This window comes from Sphingomicrobium astaxanthinifaciens (assembly GCF_022865105.1).
Classification (GTDB): domain Bacteria; phylum Pseudomonadota; class Alphaproteobacteria; order Sphingomonadales; family Sphingomonadaceae; genus Sphingomicrobium; species Sphingomicrobium astaxanthinifaciens.
In genome coordinates this window covers 798,152-820,227 of record NZ_JAKNYM010000002.1, presented here as the reverse complement: position 1 = coordinate 820,227, position 22,076 = coordinate 798,152, and the positions used below count along the sequence as shown (strand labels likewise).

Genomic DNA, 22,076 nt, shown 5'->3' with positions numbered 1-22,076 from the left:
CGTGATTTACGCGGCCTCGTCTTCCTTCGCTTCCGCGGGGAACGGGAAGTTGAAGAGACGCAGCAGTTCGCGCGCTTCCTCGTCCGTCTTCGCGGTCGTGGTCACAATGATGTCCATGCCCCGGACCTTGTCGACATTGTCGTACGAGATTTCCGGGAACACGATCTGCTCCTTGAGCCCCATCGCATAGTTGCCGCGGCCGTCGAACGACTTGGGGTTGAGCCCCCGGAAGTCGCGCACGCGCGGCAGCGCGATGGTGACGAGCCGGTCGACGAATTCGTACATGCGCTCGCGGCGCAGCGTGACCTTCGCGCCGATCGGCATGCCCTCGCGCAGCTTGAACTGCGCGATCGACTTCTTCGCCTTGGTGATCACCGGCTTCTGGCCCGCGATCGCTTCCATCTCGGCGGCGGCCGCCTGCAGCTTCTTCTTGTCCTGCGTGGCCTCGCCGACGCCCATGTTGATGACGACCTTGTCGAGCTTGGGAACCTCCATGTGGTTCTTGTAGCCGAACTTCTCGGTCATCGCCTTCACGATGCGCTCGTCATAGTCCTTCTTGAGGCGAGGCGTATACTTCTCAGCCATCGATCTTCTCCCCGGTACGCGTGGCAACGCGCACCTTCTTGCCGTCGACCGTCTCGAAGCGGACGCGGGTCGGCTTGCCGTCCTTGGGATCGGCGAGCGCCACCTTCGAGGCGAACAGCGGCGCCTCGCGCTTCCCCAGACCGCCATTGGGGTCCATCTGGGTGGGCTTCTTGTGACGGGTGATGATGTTCACCCCTTCGACGACCAGCTTGCCTTCCTTGGGCAGGACCTTGGTGACCGTACCGGTCTTGCCCTTGTCCTTACCCGACAGGATGACGACGTGATCGCCCTTCTTGATCTTCGCGGCGGCCATTACAGCACCTCCGGAGCCAGGCTAATGATCTTCATGTGCTTCTTGGCGCGCAGTTCGCGCACCACCGGGCCGAAGATACGAGTGCCGATGGGCTCTTCATTCTTGTTGACGAGGACCGCGGCATTGCCGTCGAAACGGATCACCGTCCCGTCGGGGCGGCGAATGTCCTTGGCGGTGCGGACGATGACCGCGCGATGCACGTCACCCTTCTTCACCTTGCCACGCGGGGCGGCTTCCTTGACCGACACGACGATCGTGTCGCCGACGCTGGCAAAACGCCGCTTCGACCCGCCCAGCACCTTGATGCACTGGACGCGCTTGGCGCCGCTGTTGTCCGCAACGTCGAGGTTCGATTGCATCTGGATCATGGTTGACCCTTCCTACCTTCCTTAACGCTGCTCAGCCTTCGACCGGGGTGTCGAGGTCGGCCGGATTGGCCGCCGCGACGCGATCGAGAACTTTCCAGCTCTTGGTCTTCGAAATCGGCTTGCATTCCTCGATGCGCACCGTCTCGCCCATCGAGATCTCGTTGTTCTCGTCATGGGCGTGATACTTTTTCGACAGCTTGATGATCTTGCCGTAGAGCGGGTGCTTCACCCGGCGCTCGACACGGACCACCACCGTCTTGTCTCCCTTGTCGGAGACGACCGTTCCCTGAAGGATACGTTTCGGCATTCTTCGTCTCCTCTTTACGCCTTGGCCGCTTCGGCCTGGCGCTGGTTCTGCAGCGTCTTGATCTGCGCGATGCTGCGACGCACCTCGCGGACGCGGGCGGGCTTTTCAAGCTGACCGGTCGCCGCCTGGAAGCGCAGGTTGAACTGCTCCTTCTTCAGCTGGCTCAGCTCGTCGGCGAGCTGGTCGTCGGTCTTGGCTTTCAGATCGTCGATCTTGGCCATTACTTCTTCTCCTCGATCAGGCTCTCGCCGAGGCGGGCCACGACCTTGGTCTTGATCGGCAGCTTCTCCGCGGCGCGCTCGAAGGCGGCCTTGGCGAGCGGGCCGGGAACCCCGTCCAGTTCGAACAGGATGCGGCCGGGCTTGACGCGGGCGACCCAGAATTCGGGCGCGCCCTTGCCCTTGCCCATGCGGACTTCGGCCGGCTTCTTCGAGACCGGAAGGTCCGGGAAGATGCGGATCCAGAGGCGACCCTGGCGGCGCATGTGGCGGGTGATCGCACGGCGGGCGGCTTCGATCTGGCGCGCGGTGATGCGCTCCGGCTCGAGGGCCTTGAGGCCGTAGGCGCCGAAGTTGAGTTCGGTGCCACCCTTGGCCTTGCCGTGGATGCGGCCCTTGAAGGCCTTGCGGAATTTGGTGCGCTTCGGTTGCAGCATCTTACAATTCCTCTATCGACGGTCGCGCGCCGGGCGCACGCCCGAAGTCTGCGCGTCCATCATCAGCTTTTCCTGCGCCAGCGGGTCGTGGCCGAGAATCTCGCCCTTGAAGACCCAGCACTTGATGCCGCACACGCCGTAAGCGGTGTGCGCCTGCGCTTCGGCATAGTCGACGTTCCCGCGCAGCGTGTGCAGCGGGACGCGGCCTTCGCGATACCATTCGGTACGTGCGATTTCGGCGCCGCCCAGACGACCCGAGCAGGTGATGCGGATGCCCTCGGCCCCGAGCCGCAGCGCCGACTGCACCGCGCGCTTCATGGCGCGGCGGAAGGCGACGCGACGCTCAAGCTGGTCGGCCACACCCTGCGCCACGAGGCGCGCATCGATTTCCGGCTTGCGGATCTCGACGATGTTGAGGCTGACCTCGCTGTCGGTCATCTTCGCCAGCTTCTGCTTGAGCTTCTCGATGTCCGCGCCCTTCTTGCCGATGATGACACCGGGACGGGCGGCGTAGATCGAGATGCGGCACAGCTTGGCCGGACGCTCGATGACGACCTTGGAAATCGCCGCCTGCGGCAGCTCTTCCATGATGAACCGACGGATCTTGAGATCCTCGAGGAGCTGCTGGCCATAGTCCTGGCCTTCAGCGAACCAACGCGAGTCCCAGGTCCGGTTGATCTGGAGGCGCAGGCCGATGGGGGAGCTTTTGTGACCCATTAGGCTTCTTCCTGCTCGCGAACGACGACACGCAGACGGCTGAACGGCTTTTCGATCCGGGTCGAACGGCCGCGCGCACGGGTCGCGAAACGCTTCATGGTGAGCGACTTGCCGACCGAGGCTTCGGCGACGACCAGCGAGTCCACGTCGAGGTTGTGGTTGTTTTCCGCGTTGGCGATCGCGCTGGCGAGCACCTTGTAGGCGTCCTCGGCCATCCCCTTGTTCGAGAACTTGAGGATGTTGAGCGCGTCCTCGACCTTGCGGCCGCGGATCAGGCCCGCGACGAGGTTGAGCTTGCGCGCCGACCCACGGATCATGGAGCCGACCGCGAGCGCCTCGTTATCGGCGACCTTGCGGGGAGACTTGGGCTTCGACATTAGCGCTTACCCTTCTTGTCGGCGGCGTGGCCCGGGAAGCTGCGCGTCGGCGCGAACTCGCCAAGCTTCATGCCGACCATCTCTTCGGAGACGGCGACCGGCACGAATTTCTTGCCGTTGTAGACGTTGAACGTGAGCCCCACGAACTGCGGCAGGATCGTCGAGCGGCGCGACCAGGTCTTGATCGGCTTGGCGTTCGACTGTTCCTGCGCCGCTTCCGCCTTCTTCAGAAGCGACAGTTCGACAAAGGGACCTTTCCAGATGGAACGAGCCATGTTCGTTTAGCCCTTCTTCTTGGCGTGACGCGAACGGATGATGAACTTATCCGTCTGCTTGTTCTTGCGGGTCCGCGCGCCCTTGGTCGGCTTGCCCCACGGGGTGACCGGGTGACGGCCGCCCGAGGTGCGGCCTTCACCACCGCCGTGCGGGTGGTCGACCGGGTTCTTCGCGACACCGCGGGTGAGCGGACGCTTGCCCATCCAGCGGGTACGACCCGCCTTGGCCAGCGTCTGGTTCGAGTTGTCCGGGTTCGAGACCGCGCCGACCGAAGCCATGCAGTCCGAGCGGATGTAGCGCTGCTCGCCCGAGTTCATGCGGACGATGACCATCCCCTTGTCGCGCCCGACGACCTGGCAGTAGGTCCCCGCGGCACGCGCGATCTGACCACCCTTGCCGGGCTTGAGCTCGATGTTGTGGACGATGGTGCCGACCGGCATCTGGCCGATCTTCATCGCGTTGCCCGGCTTCACGTCGACCTTGTCGCCCGCGACCACCTTGTCACCCGGCGCGAGGCGCTGGGGGGCAAGGATGTAGCTCTGGGTGCCGTCCGCATAGGTGATCAGCGCGATGAACGCCGAACGGTTGGGATCATATTCCAGCCGCTCGACCGTCGCTTCGCCCGCGGTGCGGCGCTTGAAGTCGATGATGCGATACTTCTGCTTGTGACCGCCACCGATGCCGCGCGAGGTCACGTGACCCTTGTTGTTGCGGCCGCCGGTCTTGGTCTTGCCTTCGGTCAGCGCCTTGACGGGCTTGCCCTTGTGCAGACCCGAGCGGTCGACGAGGATCAGCCCGCGGCGGGCGGGGCTGGTCGGTTTATATGCCTTGAGTGCCATTGGTCCTTACACCCCGCTCGTATAGTCGATCATCTGGCCCTCCTTGAGGGTGATGATCGCCTTCTTCTCGTCCGAACGCTTGTAGGGCTTGCCCTTCCAGCGCTTGGTCTTGCCCTTGACGTTGATGGTGTTCACCTTGGTGACCTCCACCCCGTAAAGCGCTTCGACCGCTTGCTTGATCTGCGGCTTGGTCGCATCGCCCGCCACCTTGAACACCACCGCATTATGCTCGGCGGCCAGAGTCGCCTTCTCGGTGATGTGGGGGGCGAGGATCACGTCATAATGACGGTTCTCGACCGCTTTCTTCTCTGCCTTAGCCATTGAACCGGGCCTCCAGCTTTTCAATGCCGGCCTTGGTCAGGACCAGCGTGTCGTGACGAAGGATGTCGTAGACATTCGCGCCCACCGCCGGCAGCAGGTTGACGCCCTTCAGGTTGGCGCTCGCCTGCGCGAACCCGACGTTGAGCGCTTCGCCGTCGATGAACAGGCTGGTCTTGCCGAGCCCGAGCTTGTCGAGCTTGGCCGAGAGCGCCTTGGTCTTCGCTTCGCCGCCCATGTCGAGGTTGTCGAGCACGATCAGCTTGCCGTTCATGGCCTTGGCCGAGAGCGCCATCTTGAGCCCGAGCGCGCGAACCTTCTTGTTGAGGCTCGAGCTGAACGTGCGGGCACGGGCGCCGTGGGCCTTGCCGCCGCCGATGAAGATCGGCGCCTTGCGATCGCCGTGACGGGCGGTGCCGCCACCCTTCTGGCGACCCCACTTCTTGCCGGTGCGCGCGACATCGCTGCGCTCGCGGGTCGCACGCGCCGGGGCGCGGCGGTTGACGAGCTGCCAGGTGACGACGCGGTGCAGGATGTCCTCGCGCGGCTCGACGCCAAAAATGGCATCGTCGAGCTGCACGTCGCCGCCTGCTTTCGCATCGAGGGTCTGAACCTTGACCTTCATCGCTTAGCCTTCCTTGCTTTCGTCGGCCGCGACCGCCGCATCGGCAGTCTGGTCGGCGCCAGCTTCATTGTTGGTGTCCGCCTTGGCGTCCGACTTGAGCGCGGCCGGATAGGGCGCGTCGGCATGCCGCGGCAGCTTGACCGCGTCCGAAACCATCAGCCAGCCACCCTTCGAGCCGGGCACCGAGCCCTTGACGAAGAGGAGGCCGCGCTCGGCATCGGTGCGGACGACTTCGAGATTCTGCTGGGTGCGGGTACGCGCGCCCATGTGACCGGCCATCTTCTTGTTCTTGAAGACGCGGCCCGGGTCCTGGCGGTTACCCGTCGACCCGTGCGAACGGTGCGAGATCGAGACGCCGTGGGTGGCGCGCAGACCGCCGAAGCCCCAGCGCTTCATGGCGCCCGCGAAGCCCTTGCCCTGCGTCACGCCCTGGATGTCGACCTTCTGGCCGGGGACGAAATGCTCGGCCGAGATCTCGGCGCCGATGTCGAGGAGCGCGTCCTCGTCGACGCGGAATTCCGCGACCTGCATCTTGGGCTCGACTTCGGCCTTGCCGAACGCTTCGCGCTGCGGCTTGTTGACGTTCTTCGCCTTGGCCTTGCCGGCGCCGAGCGCCACGGCGGTGTAACCGTCTTTGTCTTTTTCGCGACGACCGACGACCTGGACGCCGTCGAGGTGCAGGACGGTAACCGGCACGTGCCGACCGTCCGCCTCGAACAGGCGGGTCATCCCCATTTTCTTCGCGATCACGCCAGTGCGCATGATCCTATGCTCCCATCAGAGGCCCGCCCCGGTTGATTCCGGAGAGGGCGTGCGACCCGTTGCTATGTGCGAACCCCCGCTTGGGTCGTTCCTGCCGATGGGGCAGGAGGCGGGGGACGCATGACCACGGCCGTGCCGTGCGGTATCCCGGTGCCTCGAACGCCCCGGCGCGCGGCCGGGGCCCTTGAGATGCAGCTTTGAGGGCTGCAAGTCCTTGAAAAGGCTGGCGCCCGGCACGCGCCGGGCGACTCACAAACGCTTCCCTCGGGGAAGGTCTGCGCGCCCCTTAGGCCAGTTTGATCTCCACGTCCACCCCTGCGGCGAGGTCGAGCTTCATCAGCGCGTCGACCGTCTGCGGCGTGGGCTGCACGATGTCGAGGAGGCGCTTGTAGGTGCGCACCTCGAACTGCTCGCGCGACTTCTTGTCGATGTGCGGACCGCGGTTCACGGTGAACTTCTCGATGCGCGTCGGCAGCGGAATCGGACCGCGAATAAGAGCGCCCGTGCGGCGCGCCGTGTCGGCGATATCACCAGTCGCCTGATCGAGGACCCTGTGGTCGAAGGCCTTCAGACGAATACGAATATTCTGCGTTTCCATTTCCACTCACCGATGCGAAAGAGCCAAGCCCCCCTGGCAGCTGCCGTCGGGGCCGAACATGTTCAAACCAAAAACTCGAAGACCCTGTTCTTCTGGATGCGTTTTCTACCGCAACCCATCTGAACGGGGCCTGAAACCTGTACTCGAGCACCGACGAGGCCGGGGCTCAAAACAATCGCGGGGGTCGATGACGAATCACCGACCCCCGCGGCTGTGTGGGCCTATATTAGGCTTTGATCGAGCCGACAACCCCCGCGCCGACGGTCCGGCCGCCTTCACGGATGGCGAAGCGCAGGCCCTGGTCCATCGCGATCGGCGCGATGAGCTTGACGCCCAGCTTCACATTGTCGCCCGGCATGACCATCTCGGTGCCCTCGGGCAGCGTGATTTCACCGGTCACGTCGGTGGTGCGGAAGTAGAACTGCGGACGGTAGTTCGCAAAGAACGGCGTGTGACGGCCGCCCTCGTCCTTCGACAGGACGTAGACTTCGGCATCGAACTCGGTGTGCGGGGTGATCGAACCCGGCTTGGCGAGGACCTGGCCACGCTCGACCTCGTCGCGGCCAACGCCACGGATCAGCGCGCCGATATTGTCGCCGGCCTGCCCCTGGTCGAGCAGCTTGCGGAACATCTCGACCCCGGTGACGGTGGTCTTGGTGGTGTCCTTGATGCCGACGATCTCGACTTCGTCACCCACGTTGACGATGCCGGTTTCGACACGGCCGGTCACGACGGTGCCGCGGCCCGAGATCGAGAACACGTCTTCGATCGGCATGAGGAAGTCCTTGTCGAGCGGACGTTCCGGCTCGGGGATCCACTCGTCGACCGCGTCCATGAGCTTCATGATCGCGTCCTGGCCGATTTCGCGGTTGCTGTCTTCCAGCGCCGCCAGCGCCGAACCGGCGATGATCGGAATGTTGTCGCCGTCGAAGTCGCGCTTCGAGAGTTCTTCGCGGATTTCGAGCTCGACGAGTTCGAGCAGCTCGGGATCGTCGACCTGGTCGACCTTGTTGAGCCACACGACCATGGTCGGCACGCCGACCTGCTTGGCGAGCAGGATGTGCTCCTTGGTCTGCGGCATCGGGCCGTCGGCGGCCGAGACGACGAGGATCGCGCCGTCCATCTGCGCGGCGCCGGTGATCATGTTCTTCACATAGTCGGCGTGACCCGGGCAGTCGACGTGCGCATAGTGGCGCTTCTCGGTTTCATACTCGACGTGCGCGGTCGAGATGGTGATGCCGCGCTCGCGCTCTTCCGGAGCCTTGTCGATGTTCGCGAAATCGACCGCTTCCGAGGTACCCGCTTCCGCCAGCGTCTTGGTGATCGCCGCGGTGAGCGAGGTCTTGCCATGGTCGACGTGACCGATGGTGCCGATGTTGACGTGCGGTTTGTTCCGCTCGAATTTTGCCTTCGCCATTATACGCCTCTTTTCAGTGTTCGTATGTCTTCAGTTTTGCGGGCGGGCGCCCGAAAGACGCGCCGCCCATAACGCCTATTTCGCGGTTACGCTAGTCCCGTTACGCGAGCTTCGCCTTGAGTTCGTCCGCAACGTTCTGCGGGACTTCGTCATAGTGCGAGAACTGCATGCTGTACTGGGCCCGGCCCGAGGTGAAGCTGCGCAGCTCGTTGATGTAACCGAACATGTTGGCCAGCGGCACATGGGCCGAGACGACCTGCGCGTTGCCGCGGCTGTCGGTGCCCTGGATCTGGCCGCGACGGCTGTTGAGGTCGCCGATCACGTCGCCGAGATAATCCTCGGGGGTGACCACTTCAACCTTCATCACCGGCTCGAGCAGCTTGATGCCGGCCTTCTGCGCGGCCTCGCGCATCGCCGCACGACCGGTGATCTCGAACGCCAGCGCGCTCGAGTCGACGTCGTGGTACTTACCGTCGAGCAACTCGATGTCGAAGTCGATGATCGGGAAGCCGATCAGCGACCCGGTCTCGGCGGTCTCGCGCATGCCCTTCTCGACCGAGGGGATATATTCCTTGGGAATGTTCCCGCCCTTGACGTTGTCGGTGAAGGTGATGCCCGCGCCGCGCTCGCCCGGGGTGAGCTTGACCTTCACCTCGCCGAACTGACCCGAACCACCCGACTGCTTCTTGTGGGTGTAGGTGAGTTCGACTTCCTTCTTGAGCGATTCGCGATAGGCCACCTGCGGCGCACCGACGTTGGCCTCGACCTTGAACTCGCGCTTCATGCGGTCGACGAGGATGTCGAGGTGCAGTTCGCCCATGCCCTTGATGATGGTCTGGCCCGATTCATGGTCGGTCGAGACGCGGAACGAGGGATCCTCGGCGGCCAGGCGGTTGAGCGCGATGCCCATCTTTTCCTGGTCGGCCTTGGTCTTGGGTTCGACCGACAGCTCGATCACGGGATCGGGGAATTCCATCCGCTCGAGGATGATCGGCGCCTTTTCGGCGCACAGCGTATCCCCGGTGGTGGTGTCCTTGAGGCCCGCGATGGCGACGATGTCGCCCGCGAACGCTTCCTCGATGTCCTCGCGGTTGTTCGAGTGCATGAGCAGCATGCGCCCGATCTTTTCCTTCTTGTCCTTGACGGTGTTGAGCACCGAGCCCTTGGACAGCTTGCCCGAGTAGATGCGGGCGAAGGTGAGCGAGCCGACGAACGGGTCGTTCATGATCTTGAAGGCGAGCGCCGCGAAGGGCTCGTCATCGCTCGAGGGACGCGTGGCGGTCTTGTCGGTGTCGGGGATGACGCCTTCGATCGGCGGCACGTCGATCGGCGAGGGCATGTATTCGACCACCGCGTCGAGCAGCGGCTGCACGCCCTTGTTCTTGAACGCCGAGCCGCACAGCACGGGTACGAAGGCGCGCGCCAGCGTGCCCTTGCGGATGAGCTGCTTGAGCGTCGCGGTGTCGGGCTGTTCGCCCTCGAGATAGGCCATCATCGCGTCGTCGTCCTGTTCGACGGCGAGCTCGACGAGCTTCTCGCGATACTCGTTGGCCTTCTCGACCATGTCCTCGGGGATGTCGGTATATTCGAACTTGGCGCCGAGGCTTTCATCGGCCCAGACGATGCCGCGCATCTCGACGAGGTCGACGATGCCCTTGAGCTGGTCTTCGGCGCCGATCGGCAGCGCGAGGACGAGCGGGGTCGCGCCGAGGCGCTCGACGATCGAGTTGACGCAATAATAGAAGTCGGCACCGGTGCGGTCGAGCTTGTTGATGAAGCACATCCGCGGGACCTTGTACTTGTCCGCCTGGCGCCACACGGTTTCCGACTGCGGCTCGACGCCGGCGACGCCGTCGAACACCGCGACCGCGCCGTCGAGCACGCGCAGCGAACGCTCGACCTCGATCGTGAAGTCGACGTGCCCGGGGGTGTCGATGATGTTGATGCGATGCTCTTCGCCGCCGTCGACCTTCCAGAAGGTGGTGGTGGCAGCCGACGTGATCGTGATCCCGCGCTCCTGCTCCTGCTCCATCCAGTCCATGGTCGCGGCGCCGTCGTGGACTTCGCCGATCTTGTAGGACTTGCCGGTGTAATAGAGGATGCGCTCGGTCGTGGTGGTCTTGCCGGCGTCGATGTGCGCCATGATACCGATGTTGCGGTAGCGCTCGATGGGATGGCTGCGGGCCATGGGATCAGTCTCCGAAGATCAGTGGGTGGGCCGCCCGCGGGCGGCCCCCCGTTAAAATGGTATGCGAACTACCAGCGATAATGGCTGAAGGCGCGGTTCGCCTCGGCCATGCGGTGCGCGTCCTCGCGCTTCTTGACCGCGTTGCCGCGGTTCTGGCTGGCGTCCATCAGTTCGCCCGCCATGCGCGCGGCCATGGTCTTTTCGGGACGGCCGCGGGCGGCCGCGATCATCCAGCGGATGGCGAGCGCCTGGGCGCGGTCGGGGCGGACCTCGACGGGCACCTGGTAGGTCGCACCGCCGACGCGGCGCGAACGCACCTCGACCGCGGGCTTCACGTTGTTGAGCGCTTCGTGGAAGACACCCAGCGGGTCCTTCTTCATGCGCGCCTCGACATTGTCGAGCGCACCGTAGACGATGCTCTCGGCGACCGACTTCTTGCCGTCGAGCATGACCGAGTTCATGAATTTGGACAGCACCAGATCCCCGAACTTGGGATCGGGAAGGATGACGCGCTTCTCAGGGCGACGACGACGGGACATAGGAAATTCCTTTTCTTTTCCCTCGGCTCGCCGGCCCAAGCTTCCAGCCGGGCAGCGATGGCGAGCGGGGAACGATCAACCTGGATCCGGCTGGCAGCCAACCGGAACGACAGCGCTTACTTGGGCCGCTTGGCGCCGTACTTCGAACGGCTCTGGCGACGGTCCTTGACGCCCTGCGTGTCGAGCACCCCGCGCAGCACGTGGTAGCGCACGCCCGGAAGGTCGCGCACACGGCCGCCGCGGATCAGCACGACGCTGTGCTCCTGCAGGTTGTGGCCTTCGCCCGGGATGTACGAGATGACTTCGCGGCTGTTGGTCAGGCGGACCTTGGCGACCTTGCGCAGCGCCGAGTTCGGCTTCTTCGGGGTCGTCGTGTAGACGCGGGTGCAGACCCCGCGCTTCTGCGGGTTCTGTTCCATCGCAGGGACCTTCGACTTGGCCTTCTGGATGGTGCGACCCTTGCGGATCAACTGGTTAATCGTGGGCATGAAGCCTTCACCTTTCATCGTGCCGGGCAACCCCCGGCGGTTACTTTGCCCCAACGAGCATAAGCGAAGCGCCCACCCCGATTGGTCGGGGAGGCCTCCGCGTCCCGATGAGAGCAATGTTCAGCTCTGTCCGCGCCAAGGGACGATGGGAATCGCCGGATCGACAGGGACGAGCGCGCCTTTAGAGGAGGCGCGGCGCGGCGTCAATGGCGCGCGGCGCGAGCGCTCGACCAGCCGAGGCGTCGACACGAGCGATGACGCCCTGCCTGCCTTGTGCTGCTGCCCGCTCGCCGACCATCCCGCGGGTCGGCCCACGTTCGAGTGCCGCGCCCCCGGCGCGCCGCGCGCCGCGGGCTCAGGGCAGCTCCTGCGCGCCGCGCGGGAGCGGGTCGTTGCTGTAGGCGACCGTCGCCACCTCGGGATAATAGGGGCTGGCCGGCCGCGCGCGGTCCGACGCCGCGGCCACCCGCTGCCCTTCGACCGGCGCGCAGGCGGCGAGCCCCAGTGCCGCCACCGCGGCGCCCAAGACCACCGCTCTTGTCATTTCAAAAGCTCCTCCAGCGCGGCGCGCCGCCGCCGGGCGCGCGCCGCAAGCCGCTGCTTTATATCATGAAATCGGCGCCGCCACCACGCGCGGCGGCGCGCGGGGTCAGTCGGCAGGCGCCGCGGCGGCCTCGCGCGCGGCGGCCGCGGCGGCCTCGGCGGCGGCCTGGCTGTTGACCGTCACCAGCTTGGGGCGCGCGCCCGTCTCCGGCACCACCAGCCACAGCGCGCCGAGGTCGAAGAAGGCGCCCTTGTCGGGGATCACCGTCATCTGTTCGAGCGCGAGGCTGCGCATCCGCTCGAGCGTCTTTTGCGTGAAGACCTCGTCGAACGCCTCCTCGAGCGCGCGCACTTCGGTCAGTTCGCGGCTGGTGCCGTCCTCGTCGATGAAGAGGAGCGGGATGCCCGCCTCGGCGAGGGTGGCCGCGCGGTCGCCGCTCGAGGCGGCATCGCGCAGCGCCTTCAGCGTCTTCTCGAACTGCGAGGCGCTGGTCGCGGTGGCGCAGCTGATCGCCCCGCCCGCGGCCTCGTCGTGGCTGCGGTCGTAGTCGCGCTCGGCATCGCCGCCGAAATCGCCCGCCTGCTCGCGCACCTCCCAGATGACGAGCAGGCAGTCCTCCGCCGCCGTGCTGCCCGGCGCGACCTTCGCGCCGTCGACCTGCGCCTCGTCGAGCGCCTGCATCGCCGGGTCCTGCGCCTCCTGGCAGGCCGCCAGCGACAGGAGGCCGGCCAGGGCGAACAGTTCAGCCTTCACGCGGATCACCATAGTCGCCTTTCTCAAAGATGCGGCGGCGTCGCTCGGAGCGGTTGACCAGCCCGCCCGCGCGGCGCCCGTCGCGCGCCTTGCTGTAATGGAGTTGTTCGGCCGCCGCCTTGTAGTCGCGCTTCTGGAGCGCCTCGTTGAGGCGCGGGCTCTTGGTCGGCGACACGTTGCCGGGGCCGACATTGTAGACGAGGTCGACCAGCGCATCGAATTCGTTCTGGCTCAAGGGGGTCGCCTTGGCGATCTTGCGCACCGCGTCCTCGGCCTCGCGCAGGTCGTTCCTGAGAAACTCGCGCATCTGCGCCTCGGTGATGCGGTCGCCCACCCGCAGATTGTCCTCGGGCCGCACGAGGTGCCCCGCGCCGACCGTGGGCAGGCCGGTGATGTCGCGATAGACGACGAGCACCTTGCCCTCCTCCTGCTGGATCGCGTCGATCAGCGCGTCGGACACCTCGAGGTCGTCGGCGAGGAAGCGCTCGATCTCGTCGATCACCTCGCCGATCTCCTCGTCGACCTCCTCCTCGAGCTCTTGCACCTCGTCGGCGGCCGCGAAGATGGCGACGAGCGGGGCGAGGAGGTGGGAGCGGCCGAGAAAGGGCATGAGGGGCCTTGGCTAGCGGGCAGACCTACCCCCTACGAACCAGCGCGGCGCCCCGTTCCCGATCAGATATGGAGGACGCGTCCCTCGGCCGACAGCACCGCCTCGTGCATCATCTCGGACAGCGTCGGATGCGCGAAGACGGTGTTGATGAAGTCGGTCTCGACCAGCTCGGCGGTCTTGCCGATGGTATAGCCCTGGATGAGCTCGGTGACCTCGGCGCCGATCATGTGCGCGCCGAGCAATTCGCCCGTCTCGGCGTCGAACACGGTCTTGATGAAGCCCTGCGTCTCGCCCAGCGCGATCGCCTTGCCGTTGCCGATGAAGGGGAACTTGCCGACCTTGACCTTGTGCCCCGCTTCCTTGGCCTTGGCCTCGGTCAGGCCGACGCTGGCGACCTGCGGGTGGCAATAGGTGCAGCCCGGGATATTGCGCACGTCCATCGCGTGCGGGTGGACCTCCTTGTTGCCCATTTCCCTGACGATCGCCTCGACCGCGATGATGCCCTCGTGGCTGGCCTTGTGCGCGAGCCACGGCGGCGCGGTGACATCGCCGATCGCCCAGATGCCCTTCACGTTGGTGCGGCACATCTCGTCGGTGTCGATATGCCCCTTGGTGGTCTTCACCTTGAGCTTTTCGAGCCCGATCTTCTCGGTGTTGGGGACGATGCCGATGGCGACGATGCAGTGCGAGAACTGCTTCTTCTCGACCTTGCCCTTGTCGTCCTTGATCTCGGCGGTGACGCCGTTCTTGTCGGCCTTGAGGCTCTGCACCCCCGCCTTGGGCATGATCGTCATGCCCTGTTTCTTGAGCTGCTTGTGCAGTTCGGCCGAGATGTCGGCGTCCTCGACCGGCACGATGCGGTCGAGCATCTCGACCACGGTGACGTTGGCGCCCATGTCGTTGTAGAAGCTCGCGAACTCGATACCGATCGCGCCCGAGCCGATGACCAGCAGGTCCTGGGGCATCGCGGGCGGGGTCATGGCGGTGCGATAGGTCCAGATCTTGTCGCCGTCGGCAGGCGCGAAGGGCAGGTCGCGCGCGCGCGCGCCGGTGGCGACGATAATATGCTTGGCGGTGAGCTGCGTTGTCTTGCCGTCCTTCTCGACGGTCAGCTTGCCGGGCGCATCGATCGACCCGTTGCCCATGTGCACGTCGATCTTGTTCTTCTTCATCAGCCCGGTGACGCCCTGGTTCAATTGCTTGGCCACCGCGCGGCTGCGCGCCACCACCTTGTCGAGGTCCATGCTCACGCCCTCGGCCTTGAGCCCGAAGCTCTCCGCATGCTTCATGTGGTGGAAGATCTCGCCCGAGCGCAGCAGCGCCTTGGTCGGGATGCACCCCCAGTTGAGGCAGATGCCGCCCAGCTTCTCGCGCTCGACGATCGCGGTCTTGAGCCCCAGCTGGCTCGCCCGGATCGCCGCGACATAGCCGCCGGGGCCGGAGCCGAGGACGATGAGATCGTAAGCGTTGGACACGGCGGGCTGCTCCTTCGAAATTTGCTTGAGGTGCCGACTAGCTGCCCAGCCGTGGAGCGACAAGTCCCCTAGAGGCCGAGCACCGTCAGCGCCGCATAGAGCAGCCCGAAGAATAGCCCGGTCACCCCGAGGAGGCCGATGATCCAGAAGAATTCGCGCCACTCGTCCATCTTCACCTTGAAGACGAGCGCCCAGACGGTCAGCAGCGCGCGCGGCACGATCATCCAGATGGTCATGGCGACCATCCCGCCGATCGGGAACTTGAGCCACGCGCTGTCGGGCAGGATCGCATCGGCGAACCCCATCTCGATCGGCACGAAGCCGAGCGCGAGGAAGAAGGCCATGAAGCTGCCGAACAGGAAGGCCCGCGCGCCATTGCCCTTCCTCCCCTGCGCCCCCAGCGCCGCGAAGGGGGTGGCGAGCAGGATCGGCTTGATGAACATGCCGACATCGCCCGCGGGCGGGTCGGCGAGCGCGATCGCCCAGCAGGCCATGGCGGTGAGATAGCCCGATGCGCCCGTCATGAAGAGCTTGGTGCAGCCATCCATCCCCCCGTCCGAGTGGCGAAAGGCGAGGATCGACCAGGCGAGCCCGACCGCCGCGCCGATCGCCCACCCCGACAAGGGCAGCGGGATGGCGAGCAGCACCGGGAGGAAGAAGAGCGAGGCGAAGGCGGCGAGGCTGGCGGGAATGCCGATCAGGATGGTCGTGCCCAGCAGCGCCTCGTGCACGCTGTTCATCGAGAAAGCCTTTTTCCCGACCAGCCCGCCGATGCCATAGACGAGCATGTAGGCGACGATCACGCTTGCCAGCGCGCTGCCCGCGATCTGCGGGACGATCTCGCCCATCTCGAGCCCGCTCACCTGGCGACCAGCCCCGCCTTGCGCGCGAGCCACTCGGTGCTGCGCCAGACCAGCCCCCAGAACGCGCCGAGCACCGCCCACACGCCCAGCGCTCCCCAGAACATCGCGCCGTGCTGGGCCACGTTGCGCGCCAGCGTCCCCAGGCTGTCGGTCCAGGCGCCGATGACAAGGACGCTGATGATCGACAGGCTCGCCCCGATCAGCGGCACGACGAGGTTCTTGAGCGCCGGCAGGCCCAGCCGGTCGAGCAGCATCTCGGCGGGCACGAACAGGACAAGCGCCCCGACGACCGCGGGGATCGCCCCGATGAAGGGGAAGATGAGGATCATCGCATCCTCGGGGGTGCTGCTCGCCGCGAGGTAGAGCAGGAAGGGGGCGCAGAAGAGGCCGAAGCTCACCACCACCCGCGCCAATGTCAGCCCCATCACGCCACTCCCCCGCGCTCCGCCCCCCGGGAGCGCGGCCACCATGGCACGATCGGTCGTCCGATCAAGCCCGCCGCGGCGCGTGCGTCAGCCGCGGACCGGGCGCTTGCGGTTGTCGGGTGTGGTGGCGACGAAGGTGAAGGTGCCGCTGGCGACGTCGAACTCGCGCTCCCCGTCGCGCTCGCGCCCCTTGGCGGTGGCGCGGATGGTCATCGAGGTGGTGCCTTCCTGGAGAAGCTCGGCATAGACGGAGAGCTCGTCCCCCACCTCCATCGCGCCGGGGAACGACAGCTCGTTGGCAGCCACCACCACCGCCTTGCCCTTCGAGTGCCGCGAGGCGAGCGACCCCGCCGCGAGCGCCATCTGGCTCATCAGCCAGCCGCCGAAGATCCCGCCATAGGGGTTGGTGTCCGCCGGCATGGCGGTGACGCGGATGAGGGGGACTTCACCCCCCTCACCGAACATGATCCATTGAGGTGTTACCCCAAAAAGTTCGGCGTAAATGGCTGCCTTCTCGGCCGAGATGCCCCTCGTTCCGTTTTCATGTCCAAAGTAAGTGGGCGGAGGCACGCCCGCCGCCGATGCAGCGTCCTTCGCCGACTGGAAACCCGCTTTGATTCTCGCAGACCTCAGCCGAGAAGCGGCCTCTGGCATCCTTTACGCCACCAGCCCCATCGGATTCTCGACCAGCCGCTTGAACGCCTGCATGAACTTGGCGCCGTCGGCGCCGTCGATGGCGCGGTGGTCGAAGCTGCCGGTGGCGCTCATGATGGTGGCGATCTGGACGCTGTCGTCGATGATGTGCGGACGCTTCTCGCCCGCGCCGACCGCGAGGATCATCGCCTGCGGCGGGTTGATCACCGCGTCGAACGCCTTGATCCCGAACATCCCCATGTTGGAGATGCTCGCGGTGCCGCCCTGATACTGGTGCGGCTGCAGCTTGCCCTCCTTGGCGAGCCCGGCGAGTTCCTTCATGCCCGTCGAGATCGACGACAGCGAGCGCTCGTTGGCGTTCTCGATGATCGGGGTGATGAGCCCGCCGTCGATCGACACCGCGACCGAGATGTCGGCGCGCTCGTACTTGATGAGGTTGGAGCCCGCGAAGGACACGTTGCACTCGGGCACCTCGATGAGCGCGAGCGCCTGCGCCTTGATCAGCATGTCGTTGACGCTGAGCTTGATGCCGCGATCCTCGAGGCTCTTGTTGAGCTGGCTGCGCAGCTTCAAGAGCGCGTCGAGCTGGACATCGACGGTGAGGTAGATGTGCGGGATCTGCTGCTTGGCCTCGGTCAGGCGGCGCGCGATCGTCTTGCGCATGTTCGACAGCTTCTCGACCGCGTGCGGGATGTCGAGCGGTTCGACCTCGGCGGGCGCGGCGCTCGGTGCGGGCGCGCTGGCGGCGGGCGCGGCGGCCTCGGCGCTGGCGGGCGCCTTGCCCGCGGCGGCATCGACGTCGGCGCGCACGATGCGGCCGCCCGGGCCCGAACCGGTCAGCGCGGCAAGGTCGATGCCCTGCGCCTCGGCGAGCCGACGCGCGAGCGGGCTCGCCTTGATCCGTTCGCCATCCTTCTTCGGCGCAGGCGGCGCGGCGGGGACTTCCTTGGTCGCGGGTTCGGGCGCGCTGTCGCGGCCATAGCCCTTGTCGGGGGTGGGTGCGGCCTCGGGTGCGCTCTTCGCTTCGGGTTCGGCAGCCTCGACCTCGCCCACTTCCTCGCCCTCCTCGCCGATCATCGCGATGACGGTGCCGACCGCGACCCCGTCGGTGCCCTCGTCGACGAGGATCTTGAGCAGCGTGCCCTCGTCGACCGCCTCGAATTCCATCGTCGCCTTGTCGGTCTCGATCTCGGCGAGGATGTCGCCCGAACTGATCGCATCGCCTTCCTTGACCAGCCATTTGGCCAGCGTGCCTTCCTCCATGGTCGGCGACAGCGCGGGCATCTTCAGTTCGGTCGGCATGAAAGTCTCCTTGTTCGTGAAGCGCTCAACCCCAAATGCCCCCGCCCCGTCAAGCCTTGCATGGCGCGCGCTTTTGCCGCAGCACTCGGGACGGAGGGGTGAATGGACCAGCACTATCTCGTCATCGTCAACGAGAGCGAGGAGGCGAAAGTCTCGCTCCAATTCGCCGCGAGGCGGGCGCAGAAGACCGACCGCGGGGTCGAGGTGCTCGCCATCGTCGAGCCGCAGGAATTCGTCTCGTGGGGCGGGGTGCAGGCGGCGATCGAGGAGGAGGATTTCCACCGCGTCGAGGCGGCGATCGCCGCGACCGTGGGCGAGATCGTCGAGACGAGCGGGATCAAGCCGACCATCACCATCCGCCAGGGCGACCCGGTCAAGGTGATCAAGGAGATCATCCACGGGCGCGACGACCTCGCCGCGCTGGTGCTGGGCGCCGCGCCGGGCAAGAACCCGGGGCCGATCGTCAAGCATTTCACCGGCGAGGGCGCGGGCGACCTGCCCTGCCCCGTGCTGCTCGTCCCCGGCGGTCTCGACGACGAGCGGATCGACCTGCTCGCCTAGAGCGCCGCCTCGAGCACCTTCACCAGCCGCTCGCACCCCGCGCGGTCCTCTTCGTCGAAGCGCGCCGGGATCGGGCTGTCGAGGTCGAGCACCCCGAACAGCGCGCCGTCCTTGAGGATCGGCACCACCAGTTCGGACCGGCTCGCCGCGTCGCACGCGATATGGCCGGGGAAGGCATGCACGTCCTCGACCAGCTGCGTCTCGCGCGTCGCGGCCGCCGCCCCGCACACCCCCTTGCCCAGCGGGATGCGGATGCACGCCGCGCGCCCCTGGAAGGGGCCGAGCACCAGCTCGCCCCCGACGTGGCGGTAGAAACCCGCCCAGTTGAGGTCGGGCAGCTGCTCCATGATGAGCGCGCTCGCATTGGCCATGTTGGCGACCGCATCGGGCTCGCCCGCGACGAGGCTGGCCAGCGCCTTGGCGAGTTCGTCGTAGAAGGCGGGCTTGTCGCCGGCCTCGATCTTGAAGTCGTACATCAGTAGTCCACTTTCCCGCGCATCTTCTTGACCTTGCCGCGCTGCACCTTGGCGTCGGTGCGCCGCGCCTTGGCGGCGCGGCTCGGCTTGGTCTTGCGGCGCTTCCTCGGCACCACATGGGCCTTGGCGATCATCTCGGCAAGCCGCGCGCGCGCCTCGCGGCGATTGTCCTCGCGGCTGCGCGAGCCCTTGGCGGTGATCACCATCGCGGCGCGATCCTTGGTGACCTTCGAGCCGCCGAGGTGGCGCAGCCGGTTGAGCACCCGCCCGCTCAGCCCCAGCGCCATCAGGTCGACGCGCAGCTGGACCCCCGTCTCGGTGGTGTTGGCATGCTGCCCGCCGGGACCCGAGGCAGCGAGATAGCTTTCCTCCAGCGCCTCTTCGGGCAGCGCGACGTCCTCGGGCTTCATCAGGAGGACACCCCCGCGAACGCCGCCCATTCGCCGAAATGTTCGGGCAGCGGCGCTTCGAGCTTGATCGTCCGGCCCTTGGGGCGCGGCACCTCGAGCCGGTGCGCGTGGAGCAGCATCGGGCCGCCCGGGAAGCCATAGACGCGGTCGCCGACGATCCCCACGCCCAGCCCCTCGCGCGCGTGCACGCGGATCTGGTGCGTGCGCCCGGTCTCGGGGACGAACTCGACCAGCGTGCGCCCGTCCGCCTCGTGGAGCTTCTTCCAGTTGGTCACCGCGGGCTTGCCCGCAGGGTCGGCGACCATCCGCCAGCCCGCCTGCTCGCTCGACACCTTGGCAAGCGGCAGGTCGATGACGCCGGCATCGCCCTCGACCGGGCCGCCGAGCAGCGCGACGTAGCGCTTGCGCACCTCGTGGCGCTCGAACGCGGCCTGCACCCATTTGCGCGCGGGCGGGTTGCGCGCGAGCAGCAGGCATCCCGAGGTGTCCTGGTCGAGCCGGTGCATGATCGCGGGGAGCCGCTTGTAGCCCTGCTGCAGCTGGGGCAGCCGGGCTTCGACCGAATCGCCCCCGCGGCGCGGGGTGTCGACGGGCAAACCGGCGGGTTTGTCGATGGCCACCACGGCGGCGTCGATGAAGATGATGCGGGTCTCGAGGTCCATGGCGCCCCCGTACCGACCCGCGCGCCCGAGGGAAAGGCCCCCGCTTGCCTCCACATTGAGTCCTTTCGGTCACAGGGCGGACCGAAAAAGGCTTCCGTTAACCTTTATGACTTTGTTAACTTTTGGGCGTCAGATAGGTAATGGTTAATGGACGCTTAGACGGCGTTAAGCGCCAGTTACTTGTGGTTTACGGTAACGCCCTTAATTCCGGACTAATCGGGGGATTTTTTATGCGTGTACTGCTGATCGAGGACGACGCCACCATCGCCAAGAGCATCGAGATGATGCTCTCGACCGAGGGCTTCAACACCTATGTCACCGATCTGGGCGAAGAGGGCCTCGATCTTGGCAAGCTCTACGATTACGACATCATCCTTCTCGACCTCAACCTGCCCGACATGCACGGCTATGACGTCCTGAAGAAGCTGCGCACCGCCAAGGTGCAGACGCCGGTGCTGATCCTGTCGGGGATCGGCGAGATGGACTCGAAGGTCCGCGCGCTGGGCTTCGGCGCCGACGACTATGTCACCAAGCCCTTCCACCGCGACGAGCTGGTCGCGCGCATCCATGCCATCGTGCGCCGTTCGAAGGGGCATTCGCAGTCGGTCATCCGCACCGGCAAGCTGGCGGTCAACCTCGACGCCAAGACGGTCGAGGTCGACGGCAACCGCGTCCACCTGACCGGCAAGGAATATGCGATGCTCGAGCTGCTCTCGCTTCGCAAGGGCACCACGCTGACCAAGGAAATGTTCCTCAACCACCTCTATGGCGGGATGGACGAGCCCGAACTCAAGATCATCGACGTCTTCATCTGCAAGCTCAGGAAGAAGCTCAGCCTCGCCTGCGGCGGCGAGAATTACATCGAGACCGTGTGGGGCCGCGGCTACGTGCTGCGCGATCCCGAAGAGGACAAGGCGACGGGCGAGGCCGCGGCCTGACCCGTCCGCCCGCGACGCCGAGCGCGTGGGGCAAGCGAAAAGGGCGGCGGTGCGCGAGGCACCGCCGCCCTTTTCTTTTACCCGCCGAATCGGCCCCGTCGATCGGCGCTACTTGACCGGCACCACCTTGGCGGGGCGGCTGCGCTGGGGCAGCGGCTTGGAGCGGTCGGCATAGTCGACCGTGAGGCTTTCCTCCATCGGTCGCCAGCCGTCGCGCCCGAGGCGCTCCATCGGCTTGAAGCGCGTCTTGTAGGCCATCCGGTCCGACCCCTCGACCCAATAGCCGAGATAGACATAGGGCAGCCCGGCGCGCTGCGCGCGGATGATATGGTCGAGGATGATATAGGTGCCGAGCCCCTTGCGCGCCTCGGGGCCGGTATCGAAGAAGCTGTAGATCATGCTCAGCCCGTCGCCCTGCTGGTCGGACAGGCAGGCGCCGACCAGCTTGCCCGGGCGCCCGGCGGCATCGGCGGGCTCGCGATATTCGATCAGGTAGGTGCGCACCGGGGTCTGCTCGACCATGTCGGCGAAATCCTGTTCGTCCATCTCGGCCATGCCGCCGCCGGGATGGCGCTCGGCCAGGTAGCGCGAGAGGAGCTCATATTGCTCGGCGGTGGTCCACGGCTTGCACGCGGTGACGTCGAGGTCGGCGTTGGCGCGCAGCAGCCGGCGCTGGGTCCGGCTCGGCGCGAAGTCCTTGGCGCGCACGCGCACCGACACGCAGGCCGAACAGTCGGTGCAGCTCGGGCGATAGGCGACCGACTGCGAACGCCGGAAGCCGATCCGCCCCAGCGCCTCGTTCAACTCGGCGGCGTTGCGGCCCGACAGCTCGGTGAACACCTTGCGCTCCACCTTGCCCGGCAGATAGGGGCAGGGTGCCGGGTTGGTGACGAAAAACTTGGGGAAGCGAAATGGGGCGCTCACCCGGACCTCCTGCGTTCAATCCTTACCGACTTGATGTGGAAGGAAGTTAACAGGTCTGCAACGTTTTTGCACCTCGCCCGGTGCCCGGTTCTGAGTCAGTCTGTGCC

General features: G+C 66.1%; 32 protein-coding genes and 1 pseudogene. 2 read left to right on the top strand and 31 right to left on the bottom strand.

Features of this window, described 5'->3' with window-relative positions:
- Positions 1–6: 6 nt before the first annotated feature.
- The 27 genes and pseudogenes from rplE to L8951_RS07765 form a co-directional block, all read right to left on the bottom strand.
- A complete protein-coding gene (rplE, locus tag L8951_RS07890) occupies positions 7–585 on the bottom strand; it encodes a 50S ribosomal protein L5 (protein ID WP_244382443.1) in 579 nt (192 codons plus the stop codon).
- On the bottom strand, positions 578–898 hold the full coding sequence (gene rplX / locus L8951_RS07885) for a 50S ribosomal protein L24 (RefSeq protein ID WP_244382442.1): 321 nt from the start codon (positions 896–898) through the stop codon (positions 578–580). Before rplX ends, rplE begins: the two co-directional genes overlap by 8 nt.
- Complete coding sequence (gene rplN, locus L8951_RS07880; protein ID WP_244382441.1) at positions 898–1,266, bottom strand: 50S ribosomal protein L14; 369 nt, start codon at positions 1,264–1,266, stop codon at positions 898–900. Before rplN ends, rplX begins: the two co-directional genes overlap by 1 nt.
- A 31-nt stretch (positions 1,267–1,297) precedes the next feature.
- On the bottom strand, positions 1,298–1,573 hold the full coding sequence (gene rpsQ / locus L8951_RS07875; RefSeq protein WP_244382440.1) for a 30S ribosomal protein S17: 276 nt from the start codon (positions 1,571–1,573) through the stop codon (positions 1,298–1,300).
- Between the two features lie 14 nt (positions 1,574–1,587).
- Positions 1,588–1,794, bottom strand: a complete 207-nt coding sequence (rpmC, locus tag L8951_RS07870) for a 50S ribosomal protein L29 (protein WP_244382439.1) — start codon at positions 1,792–1,794, stop codon at positions 1,588–1,590.
- On the bottom strand, positions 1,794–2,228 hold the full coding sequence (gene rplP / locus L8951_RS07865) for a 50S ribosomal protein L16 (protein WP_244382438.1): 435 nt from the start codon (positions 2,226–2,228) through the stop codon (positions 1,794–1,796). The genes rpmC and rplP overlap by 1 nt, the downstream gene beginning before the upstream one ends.
- Before the next feature lie 12 nt (positions 2,229–2,240).
- Positions 2,241–2,945: a 30S ribosomal protein S3 gene (gene rpsC, locus L8951_RS07860; RefSeq protein ID WP_244382437.1), complete on the bottom strand. Its 705-nt coding sequence runs from the start codon at positions 2,943–2,945 to the stop codon at positions 2,241–2,243.
- The gene (rplV, locus tag L8951_RS07855; protein ID WP_244382436.1) at positions 2,945–3,322 is read right to left on the bottom strand and encodes a 50S ribosomal protein L22; all 378 of its coding nucleotides are present in this window, start codon (positions 3,320–3,322) and stop codon (positions 2,945–2,947) included. Before rplV ends, rpsC begins: the two co-directional genes overlap by 1 nt.
- Entirely contained in the window at positions 3,322–3,597 is a 276-nt protein-coding gene (rpsS, locus tag L8951_RS07850; RefSeq protein WP_244382435.1) for a 30S ribosomal protein S19, read from the bottom strand. The genes rplV and rpsS overlap by 1 nt, the downstream gene beginning before the upstream one ends.
- Positions 3,598–3,603: 6 nt before the next feature.
- On the bottom strand, positions 3,604–4,437 hold the full coding sequence (rplB, locus tag L8951_RS07845; RefSeq protein ID WP_244382434.1) for a 50S ribosomal protein L2: 834 nt from the start codon (positions 4,435–4,437) through the stop codon (positions 3,604–3,606).
- A 6-nt stretch (positions 4,438–4,443) separates the two neighbouring features.
- Positions 4,444–4,758, bottom strand: a complete 315-nt coding sequence (locus L8951_RS07840; protein WP_244382433.1) for a 50S ribosomal protein L23 — start codon at positions 4,756–4,758, stop codon at positions 4,444–4,446.
- Entirely contained in the window at positions 4,751–5,380 is a 630-nt protein-coding gene (gene rplD, locus L8951_RS07835; protein WP_244382432.1) for a 50S ribosomal protein L4, read from the bottom strand. Before rplD ends, L8951_RS07840 begins: the two co-directional genes overlap by 8 nt.
- Before the next feature lie 3 nt (positions 5,381–5,383).
- Positions 5,384–6,142: a 50S ribosomal protein L3 gene (gene rplC / locus L8951_RS07830; RefSeq protein ID WP_244382431.1), complete on the bottom strand. Its 759-nt coding sequence runs from the start codon at positions 6,140–6,142 to the stop codon at positions 5,384–5,386.
- A gap of 286 nt (positions 6,143–6,428) precedes the next feature.
- Positions 6,429–6,740 carry a 30S ribosomal protein S10 gene (gene rpsJ / locus L8951_RS07825; protein ID WP_011952197.1) on the bottom strand — a complete coding sequence of 104 codons (312 nt, stop codon included), beginning with the start codon at positions 6,738–6,740 and terminating at the stop codon, positions 6,429–6,431.
- A gap of 226 nt (positions 6,741–6,966) precedes the next feature.
- The gene (gene tuf / locus L8951_RS07820; protein ID WP_244382430.1) at positions 6,967–8,157 is read right to left on the bottom strand and encodes an elongation factor Tu; all 1,191 of its coding nucleotides are present in this window, start codon (positions 8,155–8,157) and stop codon (positions 6,967–6,969) included.
- 100 nt (positions 8,158–8,257) lie between these two features.
- A complete protein-coding gene (gene fusA / locus L8951_RS07815; RefSeq protein ID WP_244382429.1) occupies positions 8,258–10,345 on the bottom strand; it encodes an elongation factor G in 2,088 nt (695 codons plus the stop codon).
- A 68-nt stretch (positions 10,346–10,413) separates the two neighbouring features.
- On the bottom strand, positions 10,414–10,884 hold the full coding sequence (gene rpsG / locus L8951_RS07810; protein ID WP_244382428.1) for a 30S ribosomal protein S7: 471 nt from the start codon (positions 10,882–10,884) through the stop codon (positions 10,414–10,416).
- 116 nt (positions 10,885–11,000) lie between these two features.
- Positions 11,001–11,372 (bottom strand): 30S ribosomal protein S12, encoded by a 372-nt coding sequence (gene rpsL / locus L8951_RS07805; protein WP_244382427.1) that lies wholly within the window; start codon positions 11,370–11,372, stop codon positions 11,001–11,003.
- Between the two features lie 355 nt (positions 11,373–11,727).
- Entirely contained in the window at positions 11,728–11,916 is a 189-nt protein-coding gene (locus L8951_RS07800) for a hypothetical protein (RefSeq protein ID WP_244382426.1), read from the bottom strand.
- A 105-nt stretch (positions 11,917–12,021) separates the two neighbouring features.
- Positions 12,022–12,681 (bottom strand): hypothetical protein, encoded by a 660-nt coding sequence (locus L8951_RS07795; protein ID WP_244382425.1) that lies wholly within the window; start codon positions 12,679–12,681, stop codon positions 12,022–12,024.
- Positions 12,659–13,279, bottom strand: coding sequence for a lysozyme (locus L8951_RS07790; protein WP_244382424.1), 621 nt, complete (start codon positions 13,277–13,279; stop codon positions 12,659–12,661). The genes L8951_RS07795 and L8951_RS07790 overlap by 23 nt, the downstream gene beginning before the upstream one ends.
- Positions 13,280–13,341: 62 nt before the next feature.
- Entirely contained in the window at positions 13,342–14,754 is a 1,413-nt protein-coding gene (gene lpdA, locus L8951_RS07785; protein WP_244382423.1) for a dihydrolipoyl dehydrogenase, read from the bottom strand.
- A 68-nt stretch (positions 14,755–14,822) separates the two neighbouring features.
- A complete protein-coding gene (locus L8951_RS07780; RefSeq protein WP_244382422.1) occupies positions 14,823–15,617 on the bottom strand; it encodes a hypothetical protein in 795 nt (264 codons plus the stop codon).
- Complete coding sequence (locus L8951_RS07775) at positions 15,614–16,042, bottom strand: hypothetical protein (protein WP_244382421.1); 429 nt, start codon at positions 16,040–16,042, stop codon at positions 15,614–15,616. The genes L8951_RS07780 and L8951_RS07775 overlap by 4 nt, the downstream gene beginning before the upstream one ends.
- A gap of 87 nt (positions 16,043–16,129) precedes the next feature.
- Positions 16,130–16,507: an acyl-CoA thioesterase gene (locus L8951_RS07770; RefSeq protein WP_244382420.1), complete on the bottom strand. Its 378-nt coding sequence runs from the start codon at positions 16,505–16,507 to the stop codon at positions 16,130–16,132.
- 12 nt (positions 16,508–16,519) lie between these two features.
- Positions 16,520–16,696: pseudogene (locus L8951_RS11735) on the bottom strand (helix-turn-helix domain-containing protein); the annotation flags it as partial.
- A gap of 3 nt (positions 16,697–16,699) precedes the next feature.
- A complete protein-coding gene (locus tag L8951_RS07765; protein ID WP_244382419.1) occupies positions 16,700–17,998 on the bottom strand; it encodes a pyruvate dehydrogenase complex dihydrolipoamide acetyltransferase in 1,299 nt (432 codons plus the stop codon).
- A gap of 102 nt (positions 17,999–18,100) precedes the next feature.
- Between L8951_RS07765 and L8951_RS07760 the strand changes: the two genes are divergently transcribed.
- The gene (locus L8951_RS07760; RefSeq protein ID WP_244382418.1) at positions 18,101–18,559 is read left to right on the top strand and encodes a universal stress protein; all 459 of its coding nucleotides are present in this window, start codon (positions 18,101–18,103) and stop codon (positions 18,557–18,559) included.
- Here the strand turns inward: L8951_RS07760 and L8951_RS07755 are convergent.
- From L8951_RS07755 to L8951_RS07745, 3 genes are read right to left on the bottom strand one after another with little or no spacing between them, the layout of a single operon-like run.
- On the bottom strand, positions 18,556–19,035 hold the full coding sequence (locus tag L8951_RS07755; protein ID WP_244382417.1) for a GAF domain-containing protein: 480 nt from the start codon (positions 19,033–19,035) through the stop codon (positions 18,556–18,558). The genes L8951_RS07760 and L8951_RS07755 overlap by 4 nt on opposite strands.
- Complete coding sequence (gene arfB / locus L8951_RS07750; protein ID WP_244382416.1) at positions 19,035–19,445, bottom strand: alternative ribosome rescue aminoacyl-tRNA hydrolase ArfB; 411 nt, start codon at positions 19,443–19,445, stop codon at positions 19,035–19,037. Before arfB ends, L8951_RS07755 begins: the two co-directional genes overlap by 1 nt.
- Positions 19,445–20,107 carry an RluA family pseudouridine synthase gene (locus tag L8951_RS07745; protein WP_244382415.1) on the bottom strand — a complete coding sequence of 221 codons (663 nt, stop codon included), beginning with the start codon at positions 20,105–20,107 and terminating at the stop codon, positions 19,445–19,447. The genes arfB and L8951_RS07745 overlap by 1 nt, the downstream gene beginning before the upstream one ends.
- A gap of 230 nt (positions 20,108–20,337) precedes the next feature.
- Between L8951_RS07745 and ctrA the strand changes: the two genes are divergently transcribed.
- Entirely contained in the window at positions 20,338–21,045 is a 708-nt protein-coding gene (gene ctrA / locus L8951_RS07740; protein WP_244382414.1) for a response regulator transcription factor CtrA, read from the top strand.
- A gap of 108 nt (positions 21,046–21,153) precedes the next feature.
- On the opposite strand, the gene L8951_RS07735 is transcribed toward ctrA, so the two are convergent.
- A complete protein-coding gene (locus tag L8951_RS07735; protein WP_244382413.1) occupies positions 21,154–21,969 on the bottom strand; it encodes an arginyltransferase in 816 nt (271 codons plus the stop codon).
- Between the last annotated feature and the right edge of the window lie 107 nt (positions 21,970–22,076).

Excerpts from the sequence above, each read along its gene's own strand:
- rplE (WP_244382443.1), bottom strand. The coding sequence starts at position 585 with ATGGCTGAGAAGTATACGCCTCGCCTCAAGAAGGACTATGACGAGCGC.
- rplX (WP_244382442.1), bottom strand. The coding sequence starts at position 898 with ATGGCCGCCGCGAAGATCAAGAAGGGCGATCACGTCGTCATCCTGTCG.
- rplN (WP_244382441.1), bottom strand. The coding sequence starts at position 1,266 with ATGATCCAGATGCAATCGAACCTCGACGTTGCGGACAACAGCGGCGCC.
- rpsQ (WP_244382440.1), bottom strand. The coding sequence starts at position 1,573 with ATGCCGAAACGTATCCTTCAGGGAACGGTCGTCTCCGACAAGGGAGAC.
- rpmC (WP_244382439.1), bottom strand. The coding sequence starts at position 1,794 with ATGGCCAAGATCGACGATCTGAAAGCCAAGACCGACGACCAGCTCGCC.
- rplP (WP_244382438.1), bottom strand. The coding sequence starts at position 2,228 with ATGCTGCAACCGAAGCGCACCAAATTCCGCAAGGCCTTCAAGGGCCGC.
- rpsC (WP_244382437.1), bottom strand. The coding sequence starts at position 2,945 with ATGGGTCACAAAAGCTCCCCCATCGGCCTGCGCCTCCAGATCAACCGG.
- rplV (WP_244382436.1), bottom strand. The coding sequence starts at position 3,322 with ATGTCGAAGCCCAAGTCTCCCCGCAAGGTCGCCGATAACGAGGCGCTC.
- rpsS (WP_244382435.1), bottom strand. The coding sequence starts at position 3,597 with ATGGCTCGTTCCATCTGGAAAGGTCCCTTTGTCGAACTGTCGCTTCTG.
- rplB (WP_244382434.1), bottom strand. The coding sequence starts at position 4,437 with ATGGCACTCAAGGCATATAAACCGACCAGCCCCGCCCGCCGCGGGCTG.
- L8951_RS07840 (WP_244382433.1), bottom strand. The coding sequence starts at position 4,758 with ATGGCTAAGGCAGAGAAGAAAGCGGTCGAGAACCGTCATTATGACGTG.
- rplD (WP_244382432.1), bottom strand. The coding sequence starts at position 5,380 with ATGAAGGTCAAGGTTCAGACCCTCGATGCGAAAGCAGGCGGCGACGTG.
- rplC (WP_244382431.1), bottom strand. The coding sequence starts at position 6,142 with ATGCGCACTGGCGTGATCGCGAAGAAAATGGGGATGACCCGCCTGTTC.
- rpsJ (WP_011952197.1), bottom strand. The coding sequence starts at position 6,740 with ATGGAAACGCAGAATATTCGTATTCGTCTGAAGGCCTTCGACCACAGG.
- tuf (WP_244382430.1), bottom strand. The coding sequence starts at position 8,157 with ATGGCGAAGGCAAAATTCGAGCGGAACAAACCGCACGTCAACATCGGC.
- fusA (WP_244382429.1), bottom strand. The coding sequence starts at position 10,345 with ATGGCCCGCAGCCATCCCATCGAGCGCTACCGCAACATCGGTATCATG.
- rpsG (WP_244382428.1), bottom strand. The coding sequence starts at position 10,884 with ATGTCCCGTCGTCGTCGCCCTGAGAAGCGCGTCATCCTTCCCGATCCC.
- rpsL (WP_244382427.1), bottom strand. The coding sequence starts at position 11,372 with ATGCCCACGATTAACCAGTTGATCCGCAAGGGTCGCACCATCCAGAAG.
- L8951_RS07800 (WP_244382426.1), bottom strand. The coding sequence starts at position 11,916 with ATGACAAGAGCGGTGGTCTTGGGCGCCGCGGTGGCGGCACTGGGGCTC.
- L8951_RS07795 (WP_244382425.1), bottom strand. The coding sequence starts at position 12,681 with ATGGTGATCCGCGTGAAGGCTGAACTGTTCGCCCTGGCCGGCCTCCTG.
- L8951_RS07790 (WP_244382424.1), bottom strand. The coding sequence starts at position 13,279 with ATGCCCTTTCTCGGCCGCTCCCACCTCCTCGCCCCGCTCGTCGCCATC.
- L8951_RS07775 (WP_244382421.1), bottom strand. The coding sequence starts at position 16,042 with ATGGGGCTGACATTGGCGCGGGTGGTGGTGAGCTTCGGCCTCTTCTGC.
- L8951_RS07770 (WP_244382420.1), bottom strand. The coding sequence starts at position 16,507 with ATGTTCGGTGAGGGGGGTGAAGTCCCCCTCATCCGCGTCACCGCCATG.
- L8951_RS07765 (WP_244382419.1), bottom strand. The coding sequence starts at position 17,998 with ATGCCGACCGAACTGAAGATGCCCGCGCTGTCGCCGACCATGGAGGAA.
- L8951_RS07760 (WP_244382418.1), top strand. The coding sequence starts at position 18,101 with ATGGACCAGCACTATCTCGTCATCGTCAACGAGAGCGAGGAGGCGAAA.
- L8951_RS07755 (WP_244382417.1), bottom strand. The coding sequence starts at position 19,035 with ATGTACGACTTCAAGATCGAGGCCGGCGACAAGCCCGCCTTCTACGAC.
- arfB (WP_244382416.1), bottom strand. The coding sequence starts at position 19,445 with ATGAAGCCCGAGGACGTCGCGCTGCCCGAAGAGGCGCTGGAGGAAAGC.
- L8951_RS07745 (WP_244382415.1), bottom strand. The coding sequence starts at position 20,107 with ATGGACCTCGAGACCCGCATCATCTTCATCGACGCCGCCGTGGTGGCC.
- ctrA (WP_244382414.1), top strand. The coding sequence starts at position 20,338 with ATGCGTGTACTGCTGATCGAGGACGACGCCACCATCGCCAAGAGCATC.